Below are 23,483 nucleotides of genomic sequence, written 5' to 3' on the forward strand. Positions count from 1 at the left end.
ATGGTTTCATGATAACCTTGAGGCTATTTGGTTCCTTGTGTGAATTAACAAACGGAAAATATCTTTTCCAATTTGATCCAGGGATAAATCAAACGATAAAGGACTGTATTGAACGCCTCGGTGTGCCACACACCGAGGTTGCTTTTATTACTTTAAACAAGCGTTTTGTTGACTTTTCCAAAATAGTCGAGAATGGAGATTTTTACTGTATCTATCCTCACTCTTTGCTTATTGATAAGGAATTCTTACTAACACCTGTCTATCAAGGTGAACCAAAGTTTGTACTTGACATTCACCTTGGTAAACTTGCAAGACTACTACGTATGTTTGGTCTCTATGCTGAATTTGGCATGATAGATGATGATGGAATTGTTGAAAAAGCTAAGCGAGTTAATGGAATAATACTTACTCGTGATAGAAAGCTTTTGATGAGAAAAGATATTGTATTTGGTTACATTGTTCGCAGTGACTTTCCAGAGATACAATTCAAAGAAGTTTACCACAGATACAGCTTGAAAAATTGGTTAAAGCCTTTCACAAGATGCATTGAATGCAACGGAAACTTGTTGGTAATTGACAAAAATTACGTTGTTGGTAAGGTTCCGCCAAGAGTTTTTGAGACACATGACAATTTTGCCCTTTGCGACAAATGTGGTAAGGTTTACTGGAGTGGAACTCATCATAAGCATATGTTAGAGCGCATTAATACACTGCTCCCACCAGACTAACTTTTGCAACTTACCACCTGTACGCTGCCTTAAACTAAACGATAGTATATAACTATATCGTATATATTATTATTATTATTATAGGGTGGTAAAGTGGTAAGTTTACTTATTTGTAACACAAAAAGTTAGCATTCATGCGTTACAAAGCAAATATTACAACTTACCACCTTTTTGTTACAACTTACCACCTGTGGTAAGTTTTGTCTAAGAATAAGTGTTTAAGCCTAAATTGGAGTGGTAAGTTTCTTAAACAATCGTGAATAAATATCTTCTTGAACATTCTATCTCGAAAAACTTTGTGAATTATTTCTCAAATGGTAAGTTTGGTAAGTTGATTTTTTTGAGAATCTATCTCAACTACATAGATATTGTTGACTAACTTTTATAAACCACATATATTGTGTGAAAATACTCAAAAAACTTACCACAAACTTACCACAAACTTACCACGAATTTACCACATATCAATATATTGATATTTTAGTTTCTATACCAATGTATATAGTATCCACATTAATAAATATTATATAAAGTATTAATGCAATTTACGACTAAAAAAGTTAGTCAAAATAGTCAGCGAATTTATGGATGTTTTAGAAAAAAATTGAACGAAAGTTGAAATGTGTTCAAAATTTGGTTTTTGTTGTATAATACTTAGTGTACAAAAAAGTTGTTTTGCTCAAGATTCGAGTTTACGAATGGGGATTGTGTGAAAAGGTGTGAAAATATGAAGATGAATATTAGAGTTTTATTTTATATTATGACACTGGTAAGTGTTATAATGTTTTTTATGGTATATAAGTATACGCAGCGTCTGAAATCGGAACCTTTGGTTGTTATTGAAGGTTTGTATGGAAGTTTTATTCTAAATGGTGAAAGATTTGAGAAAGAAATCGAATTAAAGCCTGGTAAATACACTGTAATTGGTGCCTCTGTTTTGAGGTTGTTCAATGGAAAAACAAAAGTGGTAAAACTACCACGTTTCGAGGTGGAAGTTATATGGGAGAAATAAGGTTAGTTGAACCGGTCAATCTTGTTATATTTATGTTTTCTTCACATCTTGAATATTGGTTCGAACGAATAAAAGATGAGCTTATTAAAAACTTTGGTCCGATTGATTATGTAAGTGGTGAACTTGAGTTTGAGAAATACACGCTTTATTACAACGAGGAAATGGGATCGGGTATAACTGGCAAGCTTGTTAGTTTTGAGAACCTTATACATCCTTCGATGCTTGCTATGATAAAGATTAAGACTAACGAGATAGAGCAAAGATATTCAGTTGATGGGAAAAGAAAATTTAATCTTGATCCAGGTTACATACACCATATGCAATTTGTGCTTGCAACTACAAAGATGTGGCCACACAGAATATATATCGGTCATGGTATATATGCAGAACCAACGCTTATGTATATTAATGGAAAATGGAAAGACTACGATTTCACTTATCCAAACTACAAAGAAGATACCTACAAAACGCAGTTAAGTAAGATAAGAGATTTGTATTTGGAAAAAAGAAAAAGATTTTTGTCAAAAGTAAAAACAAATATTCGTTAGCGTATCAGATAATCGAGAGTACCTAAAAGTTAATTATGACTTTTGGAAGGTTGGTGGAATGTTTGAAGCTATATATAGTTGTACTTGGATGTCCAAAAAACGAGGCAGATTTTTCTCTTGTCAAATACCATCTAAAAAGTATAGGATACGAAATTGTCGACGACTTAGACGAAGCTGATGGTGTTGTTATTGATACATGTGGTTTTATAATCGATGCCAAGCAAGAATCTATTGATACTATTCTTGAGTTTGTTGAGCGTAAAAAACGTAAGCCAGGATTCAAGGTGTTTGTAACGGGTTGTTTGGTACAAAGATATCCAAAAGAATTACCATTAGAAATACCTGAGGTTGATGGCTGGTTTGGGGTTATTCCACCTAAGTTGCTTGCTGAAAGACTTGAGAAAACTAAAAAGTACATCACAGATCCCATTGCAATTTACGATTTTGAAGGTAGGGAAGATGATGAAATTCCTTATGCATATGTGAAGATTGCTGATGGTTGTGATAGGGCTTGCACTTTTTGTACTATACCGAAGTTCAAGGGAGGTTTTGTGAGCAGGAAGATCGAAGATATTGAAAGTGAGGTACGCTACCTTATTTCAAATGGAAAAAAAGAGGTAGTTCTTGTTGCACAAGATACAACAGGGTATGGTGTGGATATTTATGGAAAACAAATGTTACCAGAATTGCTCAATAGGTTAAGCAATTTGGAAGGAAACTTTTGGATTAGGGTAATGTACATGCACCCAGATCATGTAACGGATGAGATCATAGAAGGTTTTGCACCAAAAAAAGTTCTTAAGTATTTTGATATACCAGTTCAACATGGCAGTGATAAAATACTCAAGCTCATGGGACGAAACAAAGGAACAAGGGAACTGGAAGAACTTTTTGATAAAATAAGACAACTTTATCCGGAAGCTGTTTTAAGAACCTCTATCATTGTTGGATTTCCGGGAGAAAAGAAAGAGGACTTTGAACAATTACTGGAGTTTATAAGGTCCGTTGAATTCGACAAACTTGGAGCCTTTGTTTATTCTGATGAAGAAGATGCGGCATCTTATAATCTACCAGACAAAGTTTCTCTAAAAGTTGCACAAAAAAGGCTTGATACTCTTATGGAAGTGCAAGCCGAAATATCTTTTATGAGAAACCAACGACTTGTTGGTAAAATTATAGATGTACTTATTGAAGAAGAAGCAAACGGTGTGTTGATTGGAAGAGGTTATATGGATGCACCTGAGATTGACGGAAATGTTTTCGCAAAAGGAAATGGCACAAATAGGTTTGTGAAAGTAAAAGTCACTGAAGCAGATACTTATGATTTGGAAGGTGAAATTGTTGAATAAAGAAAAAAACACTCCAAGTCGTAATGTTGTTTTTAATGTTCCAAACACGATAAGTTGGTTAAGGATATTATCGACAATTATCATTGTATTTTTAATGTACAGTAGGATGTTCATGGCTGCTTTTGTCTTGTTTTTATTGTCAGCTTTGAGCGATTATTTCGACGGATATATAGCGAGGAAAACAAAGCAAGTAACGAATTTGGGGAAAGTACTTGATCAAATGAGTGATAAGATTCTTATAACTTCTGTCCTAGTAGTTTTTGTGGAGTTTGGATATGTGCCGGGTTGGCTTGTGGTTTTGATTATTTTTAGAGATACAATTGTAAGTATAGTACGTATGTTGGCATCAGATCATGGTAGTGTTATAGCTGCCAATTTCTTTGGAAAATTAAAAACTATATTGCAGATGGTTCTTTCGATAGGATTATACATAGAGATCTTGGGATTCTCCCAATTAGATCTTATAAACACTGTATTTGTTTATGCTGTAGCGATCACCACAGTGCTATCTGGAGTTATATACATGTACCAGAATAGGGATTATTTGAATAATTGAAACAAGAAATGTTATCGGAGGGATAGCTGTGCGAACGTTTATCGCCATTGATGTAAATCAAGAAATAAGAGAGATTGCGCAAGAGGTTATAGAAAAACTGCAGTCGGCTGGATTTAAAGCAACTTGGACGAAACTGGAAAATTTACATTTGACATTGTTTTTTATGGGGGAAATGGAGGAAAGGTCTGTTGATTCAATGGCACAGTCTCTTCATAAGAGGATGCAAGGTTTTCCTTCTTTTAGTACATCATTGAATGGATTTGGGTATTTTAAGTTTAGAAATTCCCCAAGGGTTTTGTTTTTAAAACTCGAACCTACTAAGTCTTTACAAAAGATGTTCCTTGAAATGAAATCCGAGCTTAACAAACACAAATTTAAATACGACGAACAAGGTAATTTCATACCACACGTAACGCTTGGAAGGGTTAAAGAATACCCAGATAACTGGGAAAAATTTGCTTGTGAGATCGAGGTTCCAAAGGTAACTCTCGTGGTAGATGGTTTTACTATTTACAGTTCCACACTAACACCACAAGGTCCTATTTACAGATGGATTTATAAATCAAAATTTGAAGGAGGTTTGGTTAAAAATGTCAGATGAAATGAAAAAAGATGTATTAAAGAAAGCTATAAGCAAAATAGAGAAAGCTTATGGTAAAGGTTCCATAATGGTACTCGGTGAAGAGAGTTTAATTCAAACAATTGATGTCATTCCAAGCGGTTCACTTGCAATTGACATAGCATCCGGTGTTGGAGGTTATCCAAGAGGAAGAGTAATAGAAATCTACGGACCTGAATCAAGTGGTAAAACAACCATAGCATTACACGCTATAGCATCCATCCAAAAACTTGGTGGAATTGCTGCTTTTGTAGATGCAGAGCATGCACTTGATTTGAACTATGCCAGGAATCTTGGAATAAATCTTTCGGAATTACTTGTTTCTCAACCAGATTATGGTGAGCAAGCACTTGATATAGTTGATGAGCTCGTTAGGAGTAATGCCGTAGATCTTATTGTCGTCGATTCTGTTGCAGCGCTTGTACCAAGAGCAGAAATAGAGGGTGCAATGGGTGATGCTCAGATTGGGTTGCAAGCGAGGCTTATGTCGCAAGCCTTAAGAAAGTTGGCAGGTAACGTCAGTAAATCAAAGGCTGTTGTAATTTTTATTAATCAGACACGTATGAAAATAGGCGTGATGTATGGGAATCCGGAGACTACAACTGGTGGTGTTGCACTTAAGTTTTATGCAACTATGAGAATGGAGGTAAGATCTTCGGGAAAAATCGTTGAAGGTAACGAAAATATTGGTAATGAAGTAACAATCAAGTTTGTAAAGAACAAAGTTGCGCCACCGTTCAGAACCGCAACTGTTGATATAATTTATGGTAAAGGAATTGTGAGGGAGAACGAGCTTTTCAACATAGCTGTGAACGAAGGTTTTATTGATAGAAGAGGAAGTTGGTTCACATACGAGGATTTAAGTGGAAAGGAACACTCACTTGGGCAGGGAAAGTCGAACGCCGTTGCCTATCTTATGGAACATGGTGAAATAGCTGATGAGATTGAACAAAGAATAAGAGAAAAGTATATGCCAAAACGTGAAAATCAGCAATCAGAAAAGAACGATGAGCGAGATGCACAGAAAACAGCGGCAAAGAAATGATTTTAAATCGATTCGTTTTGAAAATGGCAGTAAAAAATTCAAAGATCCTGTTCAGATTGCACTAAGATTTATAAAGTTTAGGGCAAGATCTGAGTGGGAAGTTAAAAATAAACTCAAGCAATATGGTTTTTCTGAAGAAGTCATTTCTGAGACAATTACAAAGTTAAAAAAGAGTGGTTTCATAGACGACGAAAAGTTTGCTTATCTGTACGCCTACGATAGCCTTGTGATAAGGTACAAAGGTCCTTATCGAATAAAATATGAGCTAAAACAACTTCACATTGATGATTATTTAATAGAAGATGCTATCAAGAAAGTACTAAGTGAAGTAGACATCAATGAAATTATAAGAAAACTTACAGAAGGCCTTGATGAACACAAAAAAAGGGAAAAGCTATACAGACATGGATTTGGAGGTGAATGGTAATGGAGATAATTATATACATAATTATGTTTGTCATAGGAATTGCAATAGGAGCATTTTATGGTCTTACTATCGGAAGAAAGAGAGCACAGGAAAATATTGAAATAAAGCTAAAAGCGGCTAAACAAGATGCTGAAAGTATCATCAAAAACGCAGAAAAAGAGGCAACAGAAATAAGGAAAAAAGCAATAATTGAAGCTCGGGAAGAGGCACATCAAATTAGAGAGGAAATTGAGAAAGAAAGAAAAAGAAGGGAAGAAGAAATCAAACAACTTGAAGAAAGAATTCTTAAAAGGGAAGAAATGCTTAGTAAACGTGAAGAGTTAATTGATAAAAGAGAGAGTTATGTTGAAAACTTGAAGATAGAACTTGATTCAAAAGTCAAAGAGTTGGAGGAAAAAGCAAAAGAAATTGAGAAAAAGTTCATTGAACTTGCGGGTATTACCCACGAACAAGCAAGAGAGATAGTTTTGCAAGAAGCAAGGGAAAAGTATGAACATGAGATAGCAAAGATATTTGTTCAAATAAAAACGCGTTATGAAGATGAAGCCGATAAATATGCAAAAAAAGTGATTGCGGACGCTATACAAAGATATGCACCAGAATACACTGGAGAAGTCACAATAAGCACTGTCGCACTTCCAAATGATGATATGAAGGGTAGGCTTATAGGTAGAGAAGGGAGAAACATCAGAACTTTTGAAAAAATTACAGGTGTTGACTTGATAATCGACGATACCCCTGAGATGGTAACATTAAGTTCATTTAATCCTTTAAGAAGGGAAATAGCAAGACGTACAATAGAAAAATTGGTTCAAGATGGAAGAATACATCCAGCCAGAATAGAAGAAATGTATGAAAAGGCCAAAATTGAAGTGGAAAGGGAGATCAAAGAAGCGGGTCAAGAAGCTGTTATAACCGTTGGTGTTGGTGGACTGCATCCAGAGATTATAAAGCTTCTTGGTAGACTTAAATTTAGAACAAGTTACGGACAGAATGTACTTGCTCATTCAGTGGAAGTTGCTCAAATCGCTGGTCTTTTAGCAGCTGAGCTTGGGTTAAATGTTGATAAAGCGAAACGTGGGGGGCTGCTACATGATATAGGTAAAGCGATTGATCACGAGGTTGAAGGTTCACATACAGATATAGGTGCAGAGATACTAAAAAGATACGGCGAGTCTGACGAAATAATTAACATGGTTATGGCTCATCATGGTCAGGAAGAACCTATAACACCTGAGGCTGCTATTGTAACCGCTGCTGATGCCATATCGGCTGCGAGACCTGGTGCCAGACGAGAAGACATTGAAAACTACATCAAGCGTTTGATGAAACTTGAAGAAATTGCAAAGAGTTACAAATATGTTGAAAATGCGTATGCGATTCAAGCTGGAAGGGAAATTAGAGTCATAGTACAACCAGATAAAACCGACGATGCAACCATAGAAAGACTCGCACATGATATCGCAGTCAGAATTGAAAATGAATTGCAATATCCTGGTGTTCTAAAAGTTGTTGTTATTAGGGAAAAACGATCAGTATCTTACGCAAAATAAAGCATAACTTGGAGGCTATCATGAGTGTTCTTGTAAGTAGCTTGGCTTTTGCTGTAGCAACACTGCTCTCAAGGCTTCTAGGGCTTGTCAGAGATATGCTTATGGCATCGAAATTCGGCACTTCCTGGCAAGCTGATGCGTATTTTGTTGCTATACTTTTCCCGTTTTTTTTGAGAAGGGTTTTTGGTGAAGGAGCTATGACCTCTGCTTTCATACCTTTGTATTCCGAATCAAAAGATAAAGATGAATTTCTTTCTTCTGTACTAACAAGTTTTACAATAGTTTTGTTGATTATCGTACTGATTGTTTTCGTTTTTCCTGACATTGTAATTTTTTTATTCAGTTCAGGAGCAGCACCAAAGACCAAAGAACTGATACGCACACTTGTACGCATAACAGCTCCATCTATTCTATTCATCTTTTGGTGGGCGATAACATATTCAATCGAAAACACAAGAGGTAAGTTTTTTTACCCAGCGCTAACACCGATAATTCCAAACATTGTATTGATAATATTCTTAATAATGCCAGGTGTTAGCATCTACAGCCCTACATGGGGATTCTTAATTGGTGAACTTGCAGCGTTTCTTGCTCTTGCATATCCATTGAAAAGGCATAAATTGAGCTTAACATTCAAACACACGAAAGAATTTCTAAAATATTTTTGGCCAAGTTTCTTAGCCATGTCTGTTTCGCAGATAAACAGTATAGTTGATACAAATGTTGTTTCTTACTACAGTCAAGGACAAGGTGGAGGAGTCTCATATCTTCAATACGCTTCGAGATTTTACATGCTGCCCTATGGGTTGTTTGGAGTTGCCGTAGCAACAGTTATACTTTCCACAATTGCTAACGACAGAGAAAATTACGTAGTTCACTTAAGAAAAGGTATAACGTCAACTATATTTTTTACTGTTCCAGCAGCAGTTGGACTTGTAGTTTTGGCAAAGCCTATTATCAGATTATTTTACGAATACGGTCAGTTTACTTCAAAAGACACGCAGATGACTGCTTACGTTTTAATTGCCTACGTTGTTGGTTTACCTTTTTACGGAATCTACTCAACTATGGCAAGAGCAAGACATGCGGTTAAAGATATGAAAACCCCATTAAAAGCAACAGTTATAGTGGCTTTGGTCAATGTAATACTTGATTTAATCGTTGGTCTTAAATTTGGCCCTGTTGGTGTATCCTTTGCAACAAGTGTTGCAGGTATAGTTGGATTTGGTTACCTCTATTTCAAAGAGAAAAATAAAAAACTATTCGAATTTGAAGATTTGTACATAATCATCTCTTCAATACTCATGGGAATAGCAACCTATTATTTCTCGACCATTTCAAACAGAAGGATATGGGCAATAGTTTCTACGTTATTTGGAGGAACAATTTACATTTTGATTTCAGCATTTTTTTTCAGAGAAAGGTTGAAGGAATTTCTCAAAAGAAGATAACGACTTAAAGAAGGAGAGCGATGAGATGATAGGTGAAGAGATAGAAGTACTTTACGAAGTCGATAGTACAAATGAATTTTTGAAAAAAAACTACAAATCTTTTCATGATGGAGCGGTAGTTGTTGCTATAAAACAAACAGCGGGAAAAGGACGTATGGGTCGAAGTTGGTACTCTCCCGAGGGTGGTTTATGGTATTCAGTGTTGTTTAAACCCAAGATACACTTAAATTTACATGTTTACACCAAAATATTCTCTATAGCTATAGTAGAAGTACTTAGGAAAATAAGGGTAAAAGCCTATATAAAGTGGCCTAACGATATTTACTACAATGGAAAGAAATTATGTGGCATACTCTCAGAGTCTGTTTTGTCCAACAATAGGGTTATTGCCATTGTCGTAGGAATTGGAATGAACGTAAACAACGACATTCCAGAAGAATTAAAAGACATCGCGATAGCCTTAAAAGATATATTAAAAAAGAAAGTTAAAATTACTTACCTTTTGGATGAAATCAACAAACATGCTTGGAATTTATTAATAAGCTACAGAAACGAGACAGAAAATATAACAAAGCTTTGGAAAAAATACCTTACACCAAGCGAAGGGGACAAAATAAAAATAAAAAATGATAGTGAAATAATTGAAGGAGTAGTTATAAAAATCTCTGACGATACATTGTATGTAGATATAGGTGGTGGAGTAATTGGTGTACAAAGTGTTCAAAAGATTGTTGGTTAATATACTCATTGCGAATATTTTATTTTTTCACATTGTTTTGTTTTCCCAGGATATATACGAATTAATTAATTTTAAAGCACCTCAAGGAAGTTTTGTTGGTATCTATTTTCAAGACGTGGAAAATGGTACAGTATTATTCAAACAGAATGAACATAATCTATTTGTTCCCGCTTCGTTGACAAAAATTTTTACAACACTGGTAGCTTATGAAATTCTTGGACCTGATTTTAGATACACAACAACCGTCTACATTCCAAACGGGAACAATGGAAACGTATCTTCTATATTAAAGGGTGACATTGTTATAAAAGGCAATGGTGATCCATCGATGAGTATAGACATATTAAAAAATAACCTCAGAAAGTTTGTAACCGAGGGAGTGAAAGAAATACAAGGCGATGTGATAGTAGACAATTCATTTTTTTCTGACGAAAGATGGGGAATAGGTTGGGAGTGGGACTACAAAAATCCAAGTATAGATTCGTTAGTACTAAAAGAATATTCTAACTTATTTGATCCAAGAGATAAAAACGCAGTAGCACTTAATTACGCAGCAAACGTAATAAAAATATTGCAAAGTTATGGGATAAAAGTTTCCGGCAGTGGAAAAGTTGGTAAACTTCCAGCAAATTATCGTGAATTCATAGTTGTTAAGTCTGCCCCGCTGAAAAATCTTTTAGAAGTAGCTAATAAATTAAGTAGTAATTCTTATGCTGAGCAAATTTTTAGAACCTTGGGATTACGTGTCTATAATCTTGGTAGTATAACTAACTCATCGAAGGTTGTAAATGATTTCTACAAAAAACTTTTTGGGGAATACTATCACTTTAAACTGACTGATGGTTGCGGACTTTCTACGTACAATGTAGTAACACCATACATGGTAACCTCAACAATAACATATGCTTACCGAAATCATGGCGGATTAGATGGATATATCTCCACATTCTCAATATCTGGAAAAGATGGAACTTTACAAAATAGATTGAGAGATATCACTGTCTATGGTAAAACAGGAACACTTCAACGAGTATCAAACATCGCTGGTGTTATGATAACAAAAACCGGCAGGAAAGTAGCATTTTGTATTATGGTAAATAATTTCATAGTACCAACTTATACTGTTATGGCCTATCAAGATGAGATACTGAGATTTGTATGGAACAATTATTAAACCATTACCGATGGGTATTTATCAAATAGACTATTCTTTGATTTTTTCAAGATCCTTCGGATAAGGTTCTAAAAAGGTTTGCATCAGTATGTACTCCACATTATATCTTAAAGCCCAAGATTTTATAATCGAAACTAAAGTCTGTAAATTAACGATCTTGTTCTTATAATCTTCTATCAATTCCATGAAAAAGGATTTTTCGTGGCTCGTTATTTTTTCCTTAAAATATCCATAGATGTGTAGCAGGGTATTTATAACCTTAGAAGACCTAAAAGACGTTCTTAGAGCTTTAATTAATAATGCTTTGTACTCCTCAAGCAAAGCATTATTAAATCTTTTTTGCGCAACTAATTTTCCCATTTCCCTCATAATTTTCTCGTTTTTTGTGAGCAATAGAAACTTGTTTATTGAGTGAAATTCTATTAAATGCCTCTTAGTTCTAACTTTTCTAAAACTTGCAAGTGTAAAAATAAATGTTAGGAACTCAAATCTTATCCTATCGTTTGTCAATCTCATCTCACTTTCAATTGCTAGATCAGTTAGTTGTTCAATCATAGTTTTTGCAAAAAGCCCCGCGGTTTTTGATATAATCCTACCATTAGGTCCGTAAAGCTTTGCATCGTTCAATCCACATGATGGGGATTTTGCCTTTAATATCATTCCATCGATCTTTTCATTTTTAATCCTCATAGCAAAATTCCTGGAAAAATATATCATTTTTTCTGTTAAATCCATACTTTGAGATTTGTTCATCAAATGGTATTGTCCGTTTATAAGAAATACATCAATAGGTTCACGAGGTATAGGTAAACCTATCTCAACCTCTGGGCATATCCTTGTAATATCACAGTACTTTTCAAGTTGCTTAACGATATCACTTGAAATCATTCCACCATCGTAACGTGTATGCTCAAAAAAACATCTGCTGACAACTAACTTTGGCTTTGCAAACTCCATAAAATCCCTCCTTGTCTGGAGAGTAAAAATTCATATATATTCTTGATTATATCATAAACATTATGTGATATAATATAGATTTGGTCTTAGTAAAGAAGTTTGACAATCAAATTTTAAACAACTCTGTTATAGGTTATGGTAAAGTTGATTGACTTTGGGCACCGTATAAAAGAAAAGCTTTAAGTTTTTCAATAAATTTGAATGATTCAGTAAAAAGAAGGTGATAAAATGAATTTTGAAAGTGAGAAAAAATATTTGAGTTTAATTGTCAACATAGGGAAGGAGCTATTAAAAGTTCAGTCTGTAAGTGAAATTCAGAACTTGCTTAGAACCCTTATTTCGTTCCTACCCTCAACATCTGATGAAGAGTATTCTGTGTGGTACAAAAATGTGTTACTTTACTCAACAAAAGCATTTGAAGACCTGCCATTAGAAAATTTGCAAAATCTTTCGTCTATCGAAAGTGTTAGACTTGACAACATAATTTTATACCATAAAAACTTATCTCATAATACAAAAGAAGTATTGTATGCACTACTACCAAGTTTTAGTCTTGCCATGGGAAACATCGAATTACGCGAGAAATTGAATCAAACCATAGAGGAGTTAAAAAAATTGGATGAATACAGAATAAACTTTGTACGTTCCATATCCCATGAGTTAAAAACACCTCTCAGTATTATACTTGGGAATGCACAACTGATTAAGATGAACGTTTTTGGTGATGCGAGTCATCTAAAAGAACCTATCCAAGCTATTGAAGATGCTGCAAAGCAATCGGGAGAGCTTATAAATAATTTACTTGAACTTTCAAGGGTAGAAACGGGAAGGGTAATCGTAAAATCTGAATTGATCTATGTAAAAAGCTTTGAGAAATTAATAAATCAATACAAACTTTTAGCAATTAACAAGGGACTACAATTTGATTTCCAATTTTCTGGCGCCGAGACGTTTTCGTGTGATTACAAAATAATAACTACTATTATTTCTAATCTTTTGAGTAATGCAATAAAGTATACAGACACTGGTTTTGTTCGTGGAGAGTTAAACGTGTCAAGCAACTCGGTATTTATAAGAATATCAGATAGTGGTAAAGGTATTTCAGAAGAACAGATGAGACATATCTTCGACCCTTTCTTCGGTGAAAGGACTACACTAAGCACGGGCTTAGGATTGGCGATAGTCAAGAAATTTGTTGACTTTTTGAATGGTAAGTTTCATGTTGAGAGTAGTTTAGGGAAAGGAACAACTTTTGAAGTTATTATACCAAGATTACTTAGACCAACAATAGTCGAAAGAAAAGAACGCGTACAAGTTTTACTGGTTCATCCAGACAAAAATCTTGAGAAAATTATTAGACGTTCCGTTGAAGAAAATAACCTGAAAGTGGCTCGAAATGGTGCAGAAGCTTACGCTTTAGCTCTTGAGCATACTCCTGATGTTATAGTAACATCCTTAGGTTTGCCGGATGTAAGTGGAGACGAATTAATACTTATGCTTAGAAAAGAACCTACGTTAGCCAATACAAAATTTTTTGTTTACACAGGTGGACGAAGCCAATTAAGAAACGTCGAAGAATTTGACGTAGTAAAAGATACGTTTAAGTTGTTGTTCAAGCTTTCCTCTATATTTGGCAAAGACATCACACTTTTGACCACAAAAAAGGCATACGAAATAATTTCAAACTCTAAGGACAAGTTACAACAGTTCTGTGGAAATTCAAAATGTAATTTAGTTCCACTTGACGAACCTTTTAAAATACCCCAGAGCGAACTGATAGTAGTTACAGTGGCTCACGATGAAGTTTATGAAATCGAGCAGATTATAAGCAAGGTGCTTATGGTATCAAATAATATTATAGTGGCAGCTACTGTGAACGAAAGGGGAGATTTTGATTGGTACGAGTAATGATTGTTGAAGATGAAATAGAAATAAGAGAATTACTTACTAAGATGTTAAAATACGAAGGTTACCAAGTTGTAAGTGCGGAAGATGGTAAAGAGGCTTTAGGTATATTGGAAAAAGAAAAGGACATAGACATAATATTGATGGATATAAACATGCCACAAGTTGATGGAATCACTGCCACAAAAATGATACGTGTTATGGGGTATCCTGCCGTAGTAGTAATTTTGACAGCCTATGGCGACAAAGAAATTATGGAAGAAGCGGCAAATGCCGGAGCTGATGATTTTATTACGAAACCGATTGATTTATTACTTCTTTCAGCAAGACTTCAGTTTTTAAAAAAGAATCTGCCATTTCACAAATTTAGGTTGAGTCTTACCACACAAATTTTCTCCCAACTTTCAATGCAACTTGATGAAATTGAAAAACTAATAGAAGAAAACAATCAATTAACATTCGAACTTGTAGAAACACTTTATAAAATTGTTGAGTTTAGAGATTACGAAACACATGAACATACACTTCGCGTTGGATGGATAAGCGGTAGATTAGCTGAAGAATTAGGGCTCCAACCTTCAGAAGTAACAATGATACAGTTTGCAGCTCCACTTCACGACATTGGTAAAATAGGTATAAATGATTCGATCCTTCTAAAACCAAATAAACTAACACATGATGAATTCGAGATTGTGAAAAAACACACCGTAATTGGATATGAGATACTTAAAACAAGTTCATCTTCTATACTTAATTATGCGGCAAATATTGCTCTTTACCACCATGAAAAGTGGGATGGAACAGGTTATCCAAATGGGTTAAAGGGTGAAGAAATTCCTTTGCCTGCTGCTATAGTTTCCGTTACTGACAGTTTAGATGCAATCGTTTCAAAAAGACCTTATAAAGAACCAAGAAGTCTAAATGAAGCATTCGATGAAATAGAAAGCTTAAGAGGTTTATGGTATAACCCACATGTGGTGGACACATTGCTAAAAATGAGAGACGAAGTTAGATGCTATTACTTAAAAAGCTGTAAAATTTTATGATTCTTTCATGATTGAATAAATCCTTTATTCAAATATTCAAAGGAGGTATGGCTTGATGGAGAAAAAAGAACTTGTTCTGAAAGTATTAATGGAAAGTAAAGAACCTCTTAGACCAGGTGACATAGCAGAAAAAAGTGGTCTCTCAAAAGAGGACGTAGAAAAGATATTGAAAGAATTGAAAAAAGATGGCAAGATAGATTCTCCAAAAAGATGTTTTTATCAAATAAAAAAATAACAATTTTTGTTCGTATAGCATTTTAAAAGACAAGCTTGGGAGTGACGACATGAACAAATTAAGCATCATAATTTTGATGATGTATGTTTTTTTGTTTTCTTTATATATTATTGCAACACCATTTTTTGAGCATGATGGTTTTGTCGTTTTATTAGCCGACTTGCACATCCCATACGCTTCTAAAACAGTTCAAAATGTTTTGAAAATTGTTACAGATTTAAAACCTTTGCATGTTTTTTTGCTTGGTGATTTAACCGAAATGGGCAAGGAAAGCGAATTTGAGAAACTAGAAAATTATTTAAAGTTACTGTCTGACTCTAAGATTCCGTACAACATTCTTCTTGGTAACCATGATGTAAGATGGGCTTACAGAATTTGGAAAACAAAAAACATAGAAGGCGGACTTTATGAAAATTTCAAAGTGGATATACAAGATATTTCTTTTATAGGAATAGACACCTCGCTGTATTTTCAACAATTTGGACATATTGGTGAACCACAAATTCGTTGGATAAAAGAGCAATTGGAAGATTGCAAAAAACAATCAAAAACAATTATTCTTTTATCACACCATCCTTTTGGTGGGCCATCAAACTATACGGATGATGGATGGAAATTAATGAATTTATTAGATGAAAACGTTTTTTTGGTGTTCTTTGGACATCTCCACAGTTATCAAAGATATGGAGGTTATAAATCAACTTGGTTCCAAAGCTTGGGTGCTGCGAAAGATGGATGGCTAACGATTCTAAGTTGGGATAAAAATCAGTTCTACATATGGAAGTTAGCGGTAAACAAAGACAATATTGGTCACTATAACTTTGAGTTGGTAAGATCAATATCGAAGAATTCAAAAAATCAACAATATAATTCTGTTAAATTACCTGAATTACCTAAGTCTTCTCAAGCGTTTGATGAATTACTTTCGTATAAAATGGAAAATAGTATCTTATCTCAACCAGTATTTTTTGATAATATGATTTATGTGGTAGATTATTCCGGTAATGTTATCTGTATTGATTCAAACGGAAAACTAGTTTGGAAGTTAAAACTCTCGTGTCCAGTTGTTTCAAACATAGAAGTTTACAAAAATACGATATTGGTAGGTGATCTTGAAGGTAAAATTCATTTGATAGATTCAAAATTTGGTAAGATTACCCGCATTGTGAATTTAAATGCCCCAATATTTGCGATGAAGGTAGGAATGCGATCCCTGGCAGTTGGTTGTGGAAAAAAACTTCATATAATCAAATTACCAAACTTATCTATCACAAATACTCATGATTTAGGTGGTCTTGTTCAGGCACCAGCGATGTACAAAGATGGCTTATTTTTTCAAACATCTTGGGGAGGAGACATAACTGTAGTAAACGAAGATGGTGAACTGATTCTAAGAATTCCAACAGGCTTGAACTACACAACAGCTGGTGCTTCAACACCGCAGATATTCAATGAATTGATACTTGTAACCAATCCTTCGGGTACATTGCAAGCGTTTGACTACATCAACGGTAGCAAAAAGTGGGAGTTGAAAGGTTTAAAAGTAGGATATTCTTCTGTGGGTAAAATAAACCAGTTAGCTGTGGTATCTTCCATAGATGGTACCATTTACATCTTAGACCCCAAAGTTCCACAAATTCGTGTAAAAATACCTGTAGGATCACCTATTTATGGCTCGGTTGCCCAGAAATTATCAAGTGACAAATTTGTCGTTGGAACCACAAGTGGAGAATTAGTAGTAGTTTCTTTAAGTGGTAGAATTGAACAAAAAGTGAAAATACATCCATCTTATATCCTTTTAAATCCAATAATTTTGGATAACAAAACCTTTCTTGCCTTTACCGATGGAACATTGAAAATGATAAAGATTTCAAACTAAAAAAGAAATCCTGCTTTTGGGCAGGATTTCTTTTAGTTTTGAAGCCAAAGTTTTAAACTTTGAACTTATCAAGGGATATTTTTAAATTGTTGAAAGCATTTATCGTTTCTTTTAGTTTCTCAGACAAACCATCTAATTGTTTACTTACATTTTGCATTACTTCCGAGATTTCCTCGCCTTGACTTGATATTTTGGAGACATTTACCACAATCTCATTCGCACCACTTCTCATTTCCTCAGCAGATGCATTCTGTTCTTCACTATGAGCGGCTAATGTATTTATGGCACTTGAAATATCTGAAATTGCTTTTTGTAGATATTCGAAGGTATCAAACAATGTTTTATATCCACTTTCTGTTGAAATGATACCATTTCTCAAATTTTCGATCTGCTTGCTCAAAACTCTAGAAAATTGTTCTACTGCTTTGATTGTAGATGTAATTGTATCTGTTGAGCGCTTTGTTTCCTCTGAAAGTTTTCTTATTTCATCTGCCACAACGGCAAAGCCCCTACCAGCCTCACCAGCCCTTGCAGCCTCAATTGCGGCATTAAGTGCGAGCAAATTAGTCTGCTCTGCAATAGAACGGACAGTTTCCACTATGTTACTGATGTTCTTGGTTGCCTCTGTTAATTCCGCTATTCCCTTTTCCAATACCTCATATTCTTTGACAAACCCAGAGGTTGTTTCTTCAACCCTCTTGAGCTGCTCAATACTCGCTTTAGATTTTTCATCCAGTTCATCTGAAAGTCTTTGAACTTTTACAGCTAAATCTGCAAGTGAATAAGATTGTTCTGATAGTTGCTCTATATTTGCTGTTATCTCTTGTATAGAACTTGTAATACGTTCAATACCGGATTGCTGTGTTTGTACGGCGTTAATCGTCTTATTTGCAGTTTTTTCAAAGTTGTTGAAATTTGATGTCAACGCAGAAAGAACTTCAACAGAAAAATTTGAAGTTTGAAAGGTCTCTCTCAAAACATTTCTGACACCACCAACAGCTTTATTTATCTTAGCCGAGATGTACCTAAATTCATCTACAGATTTGATATTTACACTCTCCGTTAAATTTCCAGTTGAAACGAGAGAAAGAACTTCTATAATCTTCGGCATGCCACTTAATATGCGTCTTGACAAAAATATAATAAAAAACGCCAATATAATGTTAAGTCCAACGTTGGTAATAACAAAATTCCTTTGTAGCTCAGATGGCAGTTCCATCTTCGAAAGTAAGTACTTTAAAAGCAAGGGACCAATCCACATTGAAATGGAAAGAACACCAAGTACAAGCTTCAGAGAGATTGGTACCATTACCTTTGTATATCTATCATCAGATGTTTCTTTTAACAACTTTGATTTGGAATATATAAATACAAATATTGCCAAGATATTAACGTTTATAGCAAGTGCTCCCGAAAGTCTTAAAATTAAAGTTTCCTCGGGCAAAGGTTGGATGAATTTTGCAAATATACCTATAAAAGTTGCTGCAACAAAATTCATTAAGAAGAGCACTACCGAGAGCACAGTAGGAACATTATAATTTCCATTAATAAGTGCTTTTTGTGCAAGAAAACGCGAAAGAAAAATAGTAAAAACACCTAGGGTAGCTGCCATAATTCCATACCCAAGCAAAATAACCCAGACAGGATAATCTTTTAAACCAGCAAAGACGTAATAAGATAAAAGTAGTGCTGGAGGATCAACCAGAAAGATGATCGATAACAAAGACTTAAGAACGTCCTTTTTAAAATCATCGATCAATTCCTTTGTTAAGTTTCCCGATAAATTCACAACAATCCCTCCGGTTGAAAAATCAAGATAAAATTAAACCATTTCGAATATAGTCGTTTCCAACACTTACATATTTGATTTTATGATACTTGTGATTTTTTTTACTGCAATTTGTGTAAAATATTAGTGACTTTATGTAATTTTTAAGCAACAAAACAACAACAACATACGTTGATGTATTAAAACAATTTTTCTTTGACAAAAGCATAGCGTGAAAAGGTTGACAACAAATAAAGATTTGTTATAATATTATTTAGCAAACTACAGTTGAGTTTGCTAATAAGTCTGCCAAAAAATGAGTTGATTTGAGAATAATTATTGGTAAGGGGTGAAGTATATGGAGATTACCGAACGCCAAAAAAAGATATTGTACTGCATAGTGCAAGAATACATAAACACGAAAACCCCTGTTAGTTCAAAGAGGGTACTTGAAAATGCAACTATAGAACGTTCAGGTGCTACTATTAGAAATGATATGAACAGACTGATGAAATTTGGATATATTTTCCAACCACATACCTCTGCTGGTAGAGTTCCTACAGATAAAGGGCTAAGATTTTATGTAAACGAATTGAAAAAGATAAGGGAAGAAATAAAATCTAAAAGCACTTACGTTGAAGCAGCCGCTAATTTTCCAATAGGTGATATGGAAAAAGTACTAACTGGGGCTGCTAGGTTGTTGAGTTCATCAACAAAAGGAATGGTTGTAATTGAAAAGCCCAGTCCTTTGAACCTACAAATTAGGAGAATTGTTGTTACTCCTGTAAGCAAGAATTTTTCGATTGCGAATATAATCACCTCACTTGGGCTGAGTTCATCAATACCACTACAGCACGGAGAAGTCACGGATATACAACAGATTGAGGAGTTACTAAATAAAATTATGAGTGGCTTAACACTGAATGAATTTAAAGTTCGCCTTCGTGAGATAATGTTTAGAGTTAACAATTTCAAGGAAATTGATTTTTCAACAACAGACAAAAGTTTTCTGGAAATTACTGAACGACTTTCGATGGAAAGCTACGAGGATTACATAACAGATGGACTTTACAACTTACTTTCAAATGACAGGATGAATCTTAAGAAACTACAAAGTGTTCTTGGATATGTAACAGGTGAAACATTTTACAAGGATGTTTTTGAGCTAAAAAGTGATATATACGTTGGAAAAGAACATGGTTTAAGATTTCTGGATGATTTTTCGGTCATGTTGGGAGATTTTTATGTAGAAAAAAAGGTTATAGGTAGGGTGGCTCTGATATTTGACAAATTTGGAAAATATGATCAAATAATTGATAGTTTTGAATACATGTTAAACAGACTGACTGAATATTTCACAGTTGTTTCAAGGAATATTTAACGTCTTGATGTTGATTTAATTAATTTTTGAAAAGGAGGATTTGGTATGGACATTGAAAAAGAAAGAAAAGAACAAGCGATAAACAATGAAGACAAACTTTCTGAAGAAAAGAAAGATAATGAAAATACAGTTGTTCAGCAACAAGAAGCAAATCAGTATGAAGAGGAGAATAAAAAGTTAAGGGAGCGTATAACAGAACTGGAGAACCAGTTAAGAGAGATCCAAAACGCTGCCAGGGTTATAAAGGCTATGTACGAAAATTATAAAATGGATAGTGAAAGGCAATTAAAAGAAGTTTCAAAAAACACTGCTTTGAGAATGCTTAAGATGTTAATTCCGGTAATTGATGATCTTAAAAGGGCGTTCAATTATTTTGAAAAATCTAAAGATCTTGAGGAATTTTACAATGGCACCAAGAAAATATTTGAAAAATTCGTAAAATTACTTGAAAATGAAGGACTGAGGTCTATAGACACGAATGGAAAATTTGATCCTTTCACACATGAAGCTATGGAGAGAGAAGAGAGGGAAGATGTGGAAGAATATACAATATTAGAAGTCATAGAAGAAGGTTATGTGTACAACGGTCAAGTTATAAAACCAGCTAAAGTTAAGGTTGCAGTAAAGCCAAGAAAATCAGAACCAAAAGAACCAAAAGAAGAGCAAGAATAATCGAGACCAGTGTTCGTAAGTTTTTGGATGAGAGTTGAGGTGATTTAAATGGCAAAAAAAGATTATTATGAAATTCTCGGGGTACCACGTAATGCAAGTGATGAAGAGATAAAGGCAGCTTACAAAAAGCTTATAAAAGAATGGCATCCTGATAAACATCCAGATGACAAAAAAAGAATTGCAGAGCAAAAATTCAAGGAAATACAGGAGGCATATGAGGTTTTATCTGACCCTCAAAAGCGTGCAATGTATGACAAATTTGGATACGTTGGAGAGGGTACTCCATATGCATACGAGCAAAATAATACTGGCTTTGGTTTTGAGGATATATTCAGAGATTTTTTAAATGATGATATTTTCAATATATTTTTCGGTGGTCAAAGGACACAATCAACATCACAAAGAAGCGCAAGAAAAGTCCCAAAACGTGGTGAAGATGTTAATTTGGAGGTTACAATTAATGAAAAGGACGTCTTTACTGGGAAGGAGATCTCCGTTGAATACGACGTGTACGCAGAATGTGAAAATTGTCATGGTGAGGGAGTGGAACCAGGTAGTAGATGGGTTACGTGCTCCAAATGTCACGGTACAGGTGTTGTGAGAGAAGAAAGACGTACACCATTTGGTGTATTCATCAATCAATACACTTGTGATGTATGCGGTGGTCGCGGCAATGTACCCGGAGAAATATGTCATGTTTGCAGAGGTAACGGAAGAATACGTAAACGGATAACAACAACTGTTAATATTCCTGCAGGGGTTGAAAACGGTACTGTTTTACGCATTCCAAGAAAAGGAAACTCAGGAATTAACGGAGGAGAGCATGGTGATTTATATATCCACGTAAATGTTAGAAAAACATATGACTATGTACGGGATGGTGATGATATAATAATTGATGTGCCAGTCGAATATGTGACAGCAATATTGGGTGGAAATGTTACAGTCAACTTACCAAGTGGTGAAATAGTGGATGTGGAAATCCCAGCAGGTACACAGCCTAACGAAAAGCTGATTGTTCGTGGGAAGGGATTCCCAAATATAAAAACAGGAAAAAGAGGAAACCTTGTTGCAAATATAATTGTAAGGATTCCAAAACGGGTATCACATAGGGAAAGGGAGTTACTGAAAGAAATAGCAAAAGAGAGAGGTGTGAAAATTTGAGAATTGATAGTAAGAAGCTAAAGAAGAACAAATCAAGATTGCCAAAAAAAACCATGATAATACTTCTTTCTTTGTTACTAATCAATCTAACATGGTTTAGCATATACTTGTTTTTTATTAGGCCACAGCAGTTGTTTGCAAACGCGGAGAGCAACAAAGGAAAATTTTTCAAAAGTGAAATTTCACTACTGTACGGTTATGAAACAAGGTTTAACAAAGTTATTAGAGATGATAATCAGATATTGGCTGTTGGAAGTTTTCTGAAAAACTCTTCTGAAAAGTATCAGATTGTTATTGTTTCGCTTGACAATGAAGGAAAAGAAAAATGGAGAAGAGAATTTGGAGGTAGTGGTGATGAATGGGGATTTGATATTTTAAAAAATGGGGACAATTATCTAGTACTCGGTGTAACATCGTCCAAAGAATTTGGTGTGAGAGGTAGATATGATGCGCTGCTTGTACTTATAGATTCAGGTGGAAACACACTTTGGAGTAAAGTATACGGAGGCCCAGATTGGGACAGAGCTTATAAGATCTTAAAAGTAAAAGGTGGTTATGTTTTTATCGGTGATAACTCCATGAAAGGTGGAGATGTATTTGAAAACTTTGGTGGACATGATTATTGGATAGTAAAAGTGAACGATGTGGGAGATTTGATCTGGAGTAAAAGTTTTGGCGGAACAAGATGGGACAAAGCTTCCAGCGCTGATTATGATCCGGAAAACGACATCATAGTAGTAACTGGTTTTTCAAATTCCTTTACAGATGGTGTCAGATATGATGGTTACACAATAGCATATAATTCGGAAGGGCAGAAACTTTGGGAATGTGCATTCTTGAATTTGAGGAGTATATTTCCCTTGGATATATGTATTTCGAAAAGTGGAATTTTTGTAGGTGGTTATGTTTACGAAGATGGTAAAGAAAAATCGTTTGTTGCAAAGATATCAAAACTTGGTAGAGTTGATTACATGAAGGTATTTTCTGAAAATACAAGGATTAATTCTCTAAAAGTAATTCAAGATGATGAAGAAAAAGTAACTATCGCATTCTCCGGCTACAAAGATACTGGGACTAAACAACTATGGCATGGTCAGTTAATTCTTCCTTCCGGTTTGGAAAATTCACAGCCAGTACTTATAGAATACCCAATACAATCTTTGTACGGTTCGTTTCTTTCAACTTGTTTGGACGACGAATTTGTATTCCTGACGGGTACAAATTTAGTTAATGGCAAGATGGTTGGTTATATTCGTGTTTTTCCAAGGTAGGTCA

The 23,483-nt window shown here is 34.7% G+C and carries 22 protein-coding genes; 20 read left to right on the forward strand and 2 right to left on the reverse strand.

All coding sequences use genetic code 11. The annotated features are described in order from the left end of the window. Positions 1 to 8 precede the first annotated feature (8 nt). The 12 genes from N2Z58_07945 (at position 9) to N2Z58_08000 (ending at position 11,201) form a co-directional block, all read left to right on the forward strand. Positions 9 to 728 (forward strand): Mut7-C ubiquitin/RNAse domain-containing protein, encoded by a 720-nt coding sequence (locus tag N2Z58_07945; GenBank protein MCX7654589.1) that lies wholly within the window; start codon positions 9 to 11, stop codon positions 726 to 728. A gap of 709 nt (positions 729 to 1,437) precedes the next feature. Continuing rightward, complete coding sequence (locus N2Z58_07950) at positions 1,438 to 1,740, forward strand: hypothetical protein (protein ID MCX7654590.1); 303 nt, start codon at positions 1,438 to 1,440, stop codon at positions 1,738 to 1,740. Next, the gene (locus N2Z58_07955) at positions 1,728 to 2,288 is read left to right on the forward strand and encodes a DUF4416 family protein (GenBank protein MCX7654591.1); all 561 of its coding nucleotides are present in this window, start codon (positions 1,728 to 1,730) and stop codon (positions 2,286 to 2,288) included. The genes N2Z58_07950 and N2Z58_07955 overlap by 13 nt, the downstream gene beginning before the upstream one ends. A gap of 62 nt (positions 2,289 to 2,350) precedes the next feature. Next, complete coding sequence (gene rimO / locus N2Z58_07960) at positions 2,351 to 3,637, forward strand: 30S ribosomal protein S12 methylthiotransferase RimO (GenBank protein ID MCX7654592.1); 1,287 nt, start codon at positions 2,351 to 2,353, stop codon at positions 3,635 to 3,637. After that, on the forward strand, positions 3,630 to 4,193 hold the full coding sequence (gene pgsA, locus N2Z58_07965; protein MCX7654593.1) for a CDP-diacylglycerol--glycerol-3-phosphate 3-phosphatidyltransferase: 564 nt from the start codon (positions 3,630 to 3,632) through the stop codon (positions 4,191 to 4,193). The genes rimO and pgsA overlap by 8 nt, the downstream gene beginning before the upstream one ends. A gap of 28 nt (positions 4,194 to 4,221) precedes the next feature. Further along, on the forward strand, positions 4,222 to 4,794 hold the full coding sequence (gene thpR / locus N2Z58_07970) for an RNA 2',3'-cyclic phosphodiesterase (protein ID MCX7654594.1): 573 nt from the start codon (positions 4,222 to 4,224) through the stop codon (positions 4,792 to 4,794). Beyond that, complete coding sequence (gene recA, locus N2Z58_07975; protein ID MCX7654595.1) at positions 4,784 to 5,857, forward strand: recombinase RecA; 1,074 nt, start codon at positions 4,784 to 4,786, stop codon at positions 5,855 to 5,857. The genes thpR and recA overlap by 11 nt, the downstream gene beginning before the upstream one ends. After that, positions 5,829 to 6,284, forward strand: a complete 456-nt coding sequence (locus N2Z58_07980) for a RecX family transcriptional regulator (protein MCX7654596.1) — start codon at positions 5,829 to 5,831, stop codon at positions 6,282 to 6,284. Before recA ends, N2Z58_07980 begins: the two co-directional genes overlap by 29 nt. Next, positions 6,284 to 7,837, forward strand: coding sequence for a ribonuclease Y (gene rny, locus N2Z58_07985; GenBank protein MCX7654597.1), 1,554 nt, complete (start codon positions 6,284 to 6,286; stop codon positions 7,835 to 7,837). The genes N2Z58_07980 and rny overlap by 1 nt, the downstream gene beginning before the upstream one ends. A 20-nt stretch (positions 7,838 to 7,857) precedes the next feature. Beyond that, a complete protein-coding gene (murJ, locus tag N2Z58_07990) occupies positions 7,858 to 9,288 on the forward strand; it encodes a murein biosynthesis integral membrane protein MurJ (protein MCX7654598.1) in 1,431 nt (476 codons plus the stop codon). 25 nt (positions 9,289 to 9,313) lie between these two features. Next, on the forward strand, positions 9,314 to 10,027 hold the full coding sequence (locus N2Z58_07995) for a biotin--[acetyl-CoA-carboxylase] ligase (GenBank protein ID MCX7654599.1): 714 nt from the start codon (positions 9,314 to 9,316) through the stop codon (positions 10,025 to 10,027). After that, on the forward strand, positions 9,996 to 11,201 hold the full coding sequence (locus tag N2Z58_08000) for a D-alanyl-D-alanine carboxypeptidase (protein ID MCX7654600.1): 1,206 nt from the start codon (positions 9,996 to 9,998) through the stop codon (positions 11,199 to 11,201). The genes N2Z58_07995 and N2Z58_08000 overlap by 32 nt, the downstream gene beginning before the upstream one ends. Positions 11,202 to 11,231: 30 nt before the next feature. Here the strand turns inward: N2Z58_08000 and N2Z58_08005 are convergent, their stop codons facing one another. Continuing rightward, positions 11,232 to 12,158, reverse strand: a complete 927-nt coding sequence (locus tag N2Z58_08005) for a DUF523 and DUF1722 domain-containing protein (protein MCX7654601.1) — start codon at positions 12,156 to 12,158, stop codon at positions 11,232 to 11,234. Positions 12,159 to 12,386: 228 nt separating this feature from the next. Here N2Z58_08005 and N2Z58_08010 point away from each other — a divergent pair, with 228 nt between their 5' ends. The 4 genes from N2Z58_08010 to N2Z58_08025 are packed head-to-tail and all read left to right on the forward strand — an operon-like array spanning position 12,387 to position 17,223. Next, a complete protein-coding gene (locus tag N2Z58_08010) occupies positions 12,387 to 14,066 on the forward strand; it encodes a hybrid sensor histidine kinase/response regulator (protein MCX7654602.1) in 1,680 nt (559 codons plus the stop codon). Then, complete coding sequence (locus tag N2Z58_08015) at positions 14,054 to 15,109, forward strand: response regulator (protein ID MCX7654603.1); 1,056 nt, start codon at positions 14,054 to 14,056, stop codon at positions 15,107 to 15,109. The genes N2Z58_08010 and N2Z58_08015 overlap by 13 nt, the downstream gene beginning before the upstream one ends. A 55-nt stretch (positions 15,110 to 15,164) precedes the next feature. Beyond that, on the forward strand, positions 15,165 to 15,344 hold the full coding sequence (locus N2Z58_08020; protein ID MCX7654604.1) for a MarR family transcriptional regulator: 180 nt from the start codon (positions 15,165 to 15,167) through the stop codon (positions 15,342 to 15,344). A 49-nt stretch (positions 15,345 to 15,393) separates the two neighbouring features. Then, entirely contained in the window at positions 15,394 to 17,223 is a 1,830-nt protein-coding gene (locus tag N2Z58_08025; protein MCX7654605.1) for a PQQ-binding-like beta-propeller repeat protein, read from the forward strand. 52 nt (positions 17,224 to 17,275) lie between these two features. Here the strand turns inward: N2Z58_08025 and N2Z58_08030 are convergent, their stop codons facing one another. Continuing rightward, positions 17,276 to 19,012 (reverse strand): methyl-accepting chemotaxis protein, encoded by a 1,737-nt coding sequence (locus N2Z58_08030; protein ID MCX7654606.1) that lies wholly within the window; start codon positions 19,010 to 19,012, stop codon positions 17,276 to 17,278. Positions 19,013 to 19,349: 337 nt separating this feature from the next. Here N2Z58_08030 and hrcA point away from each other — a divergent pair, with 337 nt between their 5' ends. The 4 genes from hrcA to N2Z58_08050 are packed head-to-tail and all read left to right on the forward strand — an operon-like array spanning position 19,350 to position 23,479. Further along, positions 19,350 to 20,372: a heat-inducible transcriptional repressor HrcA gene (gene hrcA / locus N2Z58_08035; GenBank protein MCX7654607.1), complete on the forward strand. Its 1,023-nt coding sequence runs from the start codon at positions 19,350 to 19,352 to the stop codon at positions 20,370 to 20,372. A 45-nt stretch (positions 20,373 to 20,417) separates the two neighbouring features. Further along, entirely contained in the window at positions 20,418 to 21,044 is a 627-nt protein-coding gene (grpE, locus tag N2Z58_08040) for a nucleotide exchange factor GrpE (GenBank protein ID MCX7654608.1), read from the forward strand. Between the two features lie 48 nt (positions 21,045 to 21,092). Continuing rightward, positions 21,093 to 22,208, forward strand: coding sequence for a molecular chaperone DnaJ (dnaJ, locus tag N2Z58_08045; GenBank protein MCX7654609.1), 1,116 nt, complete (start codon positions 21,093 to 21,095; stop codon positions 22,206 to 22,208). After that, positions 22,205 to 23,479: a hypothetical protein gene (locus N2Z58_08050; protein ID MCX7654610.1), complete on the forward strand. Its 1,275-nt coding sequence runs from the start codon at positions 22,205 to 22,207 to the stop codon at positions 23,477 to 23,479. Before dnaJ ends, N2Z58_08050 begins: the two co-directional genes overlap by 4 nt. Positions 23,480 to 23,483 lie beyond the last annotated feature (4 nt).

It is taken from the genome of Fervidobacterium sp., assembly GCA_026419195.1.
In the GTDB taxonomy this organism is placed as follows: Bacteria; Thermotogota; Thermotogae; order Thermotogales; family Fervidobacteriaceae; genus Fervidobacterium.

Excerpts from the sequence above, each read along its gene's own strand:
- N2Z58_07945 (MCX7654589.1), top strand. The coding sequence starts at position 9 with ATGATAACCTTGAGGCTATTTGGTTCCTTGTGTGAATTAACAAACGGA.
- N2Z58_07995 (MCX7654599.1), top strand. The coding sequence starts at position 9,314 with ATGATAGGTGAAGAGATAGAAGTACTTTACGAAGTCGATAGTACAAAT.
- dnaJ (MCX7654609.1), top strand. The coding sequence starts at position 21,093 with ATGGCAAAAAAAGATTATTATGAAATTCTCGGGGTACCACGTAATGCA.
- hrcA (MCX7654607.1), top strand. The coding sequence starts at position 19,350 with ATGGAGATTACCGAACGCCAAAAAAAGATATTGTACTGCATAGTGCAA.
- rny (MCX7654597.1), top strand. The coding sequence starts at position 6,284 with ATGGAGATAATTATATACATAATTATGTTTGTCATAGGAATTGCAATA.
- N2Z58_08025 (MCX7654605.1), top strand. The coding sequence starts at position 15,394 with ATGAACAAATTAAGCATCATAATTTTGATGATGTATGTTTTTTTGTTT.
- murJ (MCX7654598.1), top strand. The coding sequence starts at position 7,858 with ATGAGTGTTCTTGTAAGTAGCTTGGCTTTTGCTGTAGCAACACTGCTC.
- N2Z58_08005 (MCX7654601.1), bottom strand. The coding sequence starts at position 12,158 with ATGGAGTTTGCAAAGCCAAAGTTAGTTGTCAGCAGATGTTTTTTTGAG.
- N2Z58_07980 (MCX7654596.1), top strand. The coding sequence starts at position 5,829 with ATGCACAGAAAACAGCGGCAAAGAAATGATTTTAAATCGATTCGTTTT.
- N2Z58_08020 (MCX7654604.1), top strand. The coding sequence starts at position 15,165 with ATGGAGAAAAAAGAACTTGTTCTGAAAGTATTAATGGAAAGTAAAGAA.
- N2Z58_08010 (MCX7654602.1), top strand. The coding sequence starts at position 12,387 with ATGAATTTTGAAAGTGAGAAAAAATATTTGAGTTTAATTGTCAACATA.
- N2Z58_07955 (MCX7654591.1), top strand. The coding sequence starts at position 1,728 with ATGGGAGAAATAAGGTTAGTTGAACCGGTCAATCTTGTTATATTTATG.
- recA (MCX7654595.1), top strand. The coding sequence starts at position 4,784 with ATGTCAGATGAAATGAAAAAAGATGTATTAAAGAAAGCTATAAGCAAA.
- grpE (MCX7654608.1), top strand. The coding sequence starts at position 20,418 with ATGGACATTGAAAAAGAAAGAAAAGAACAAGCGATAAACAATGAAGAC.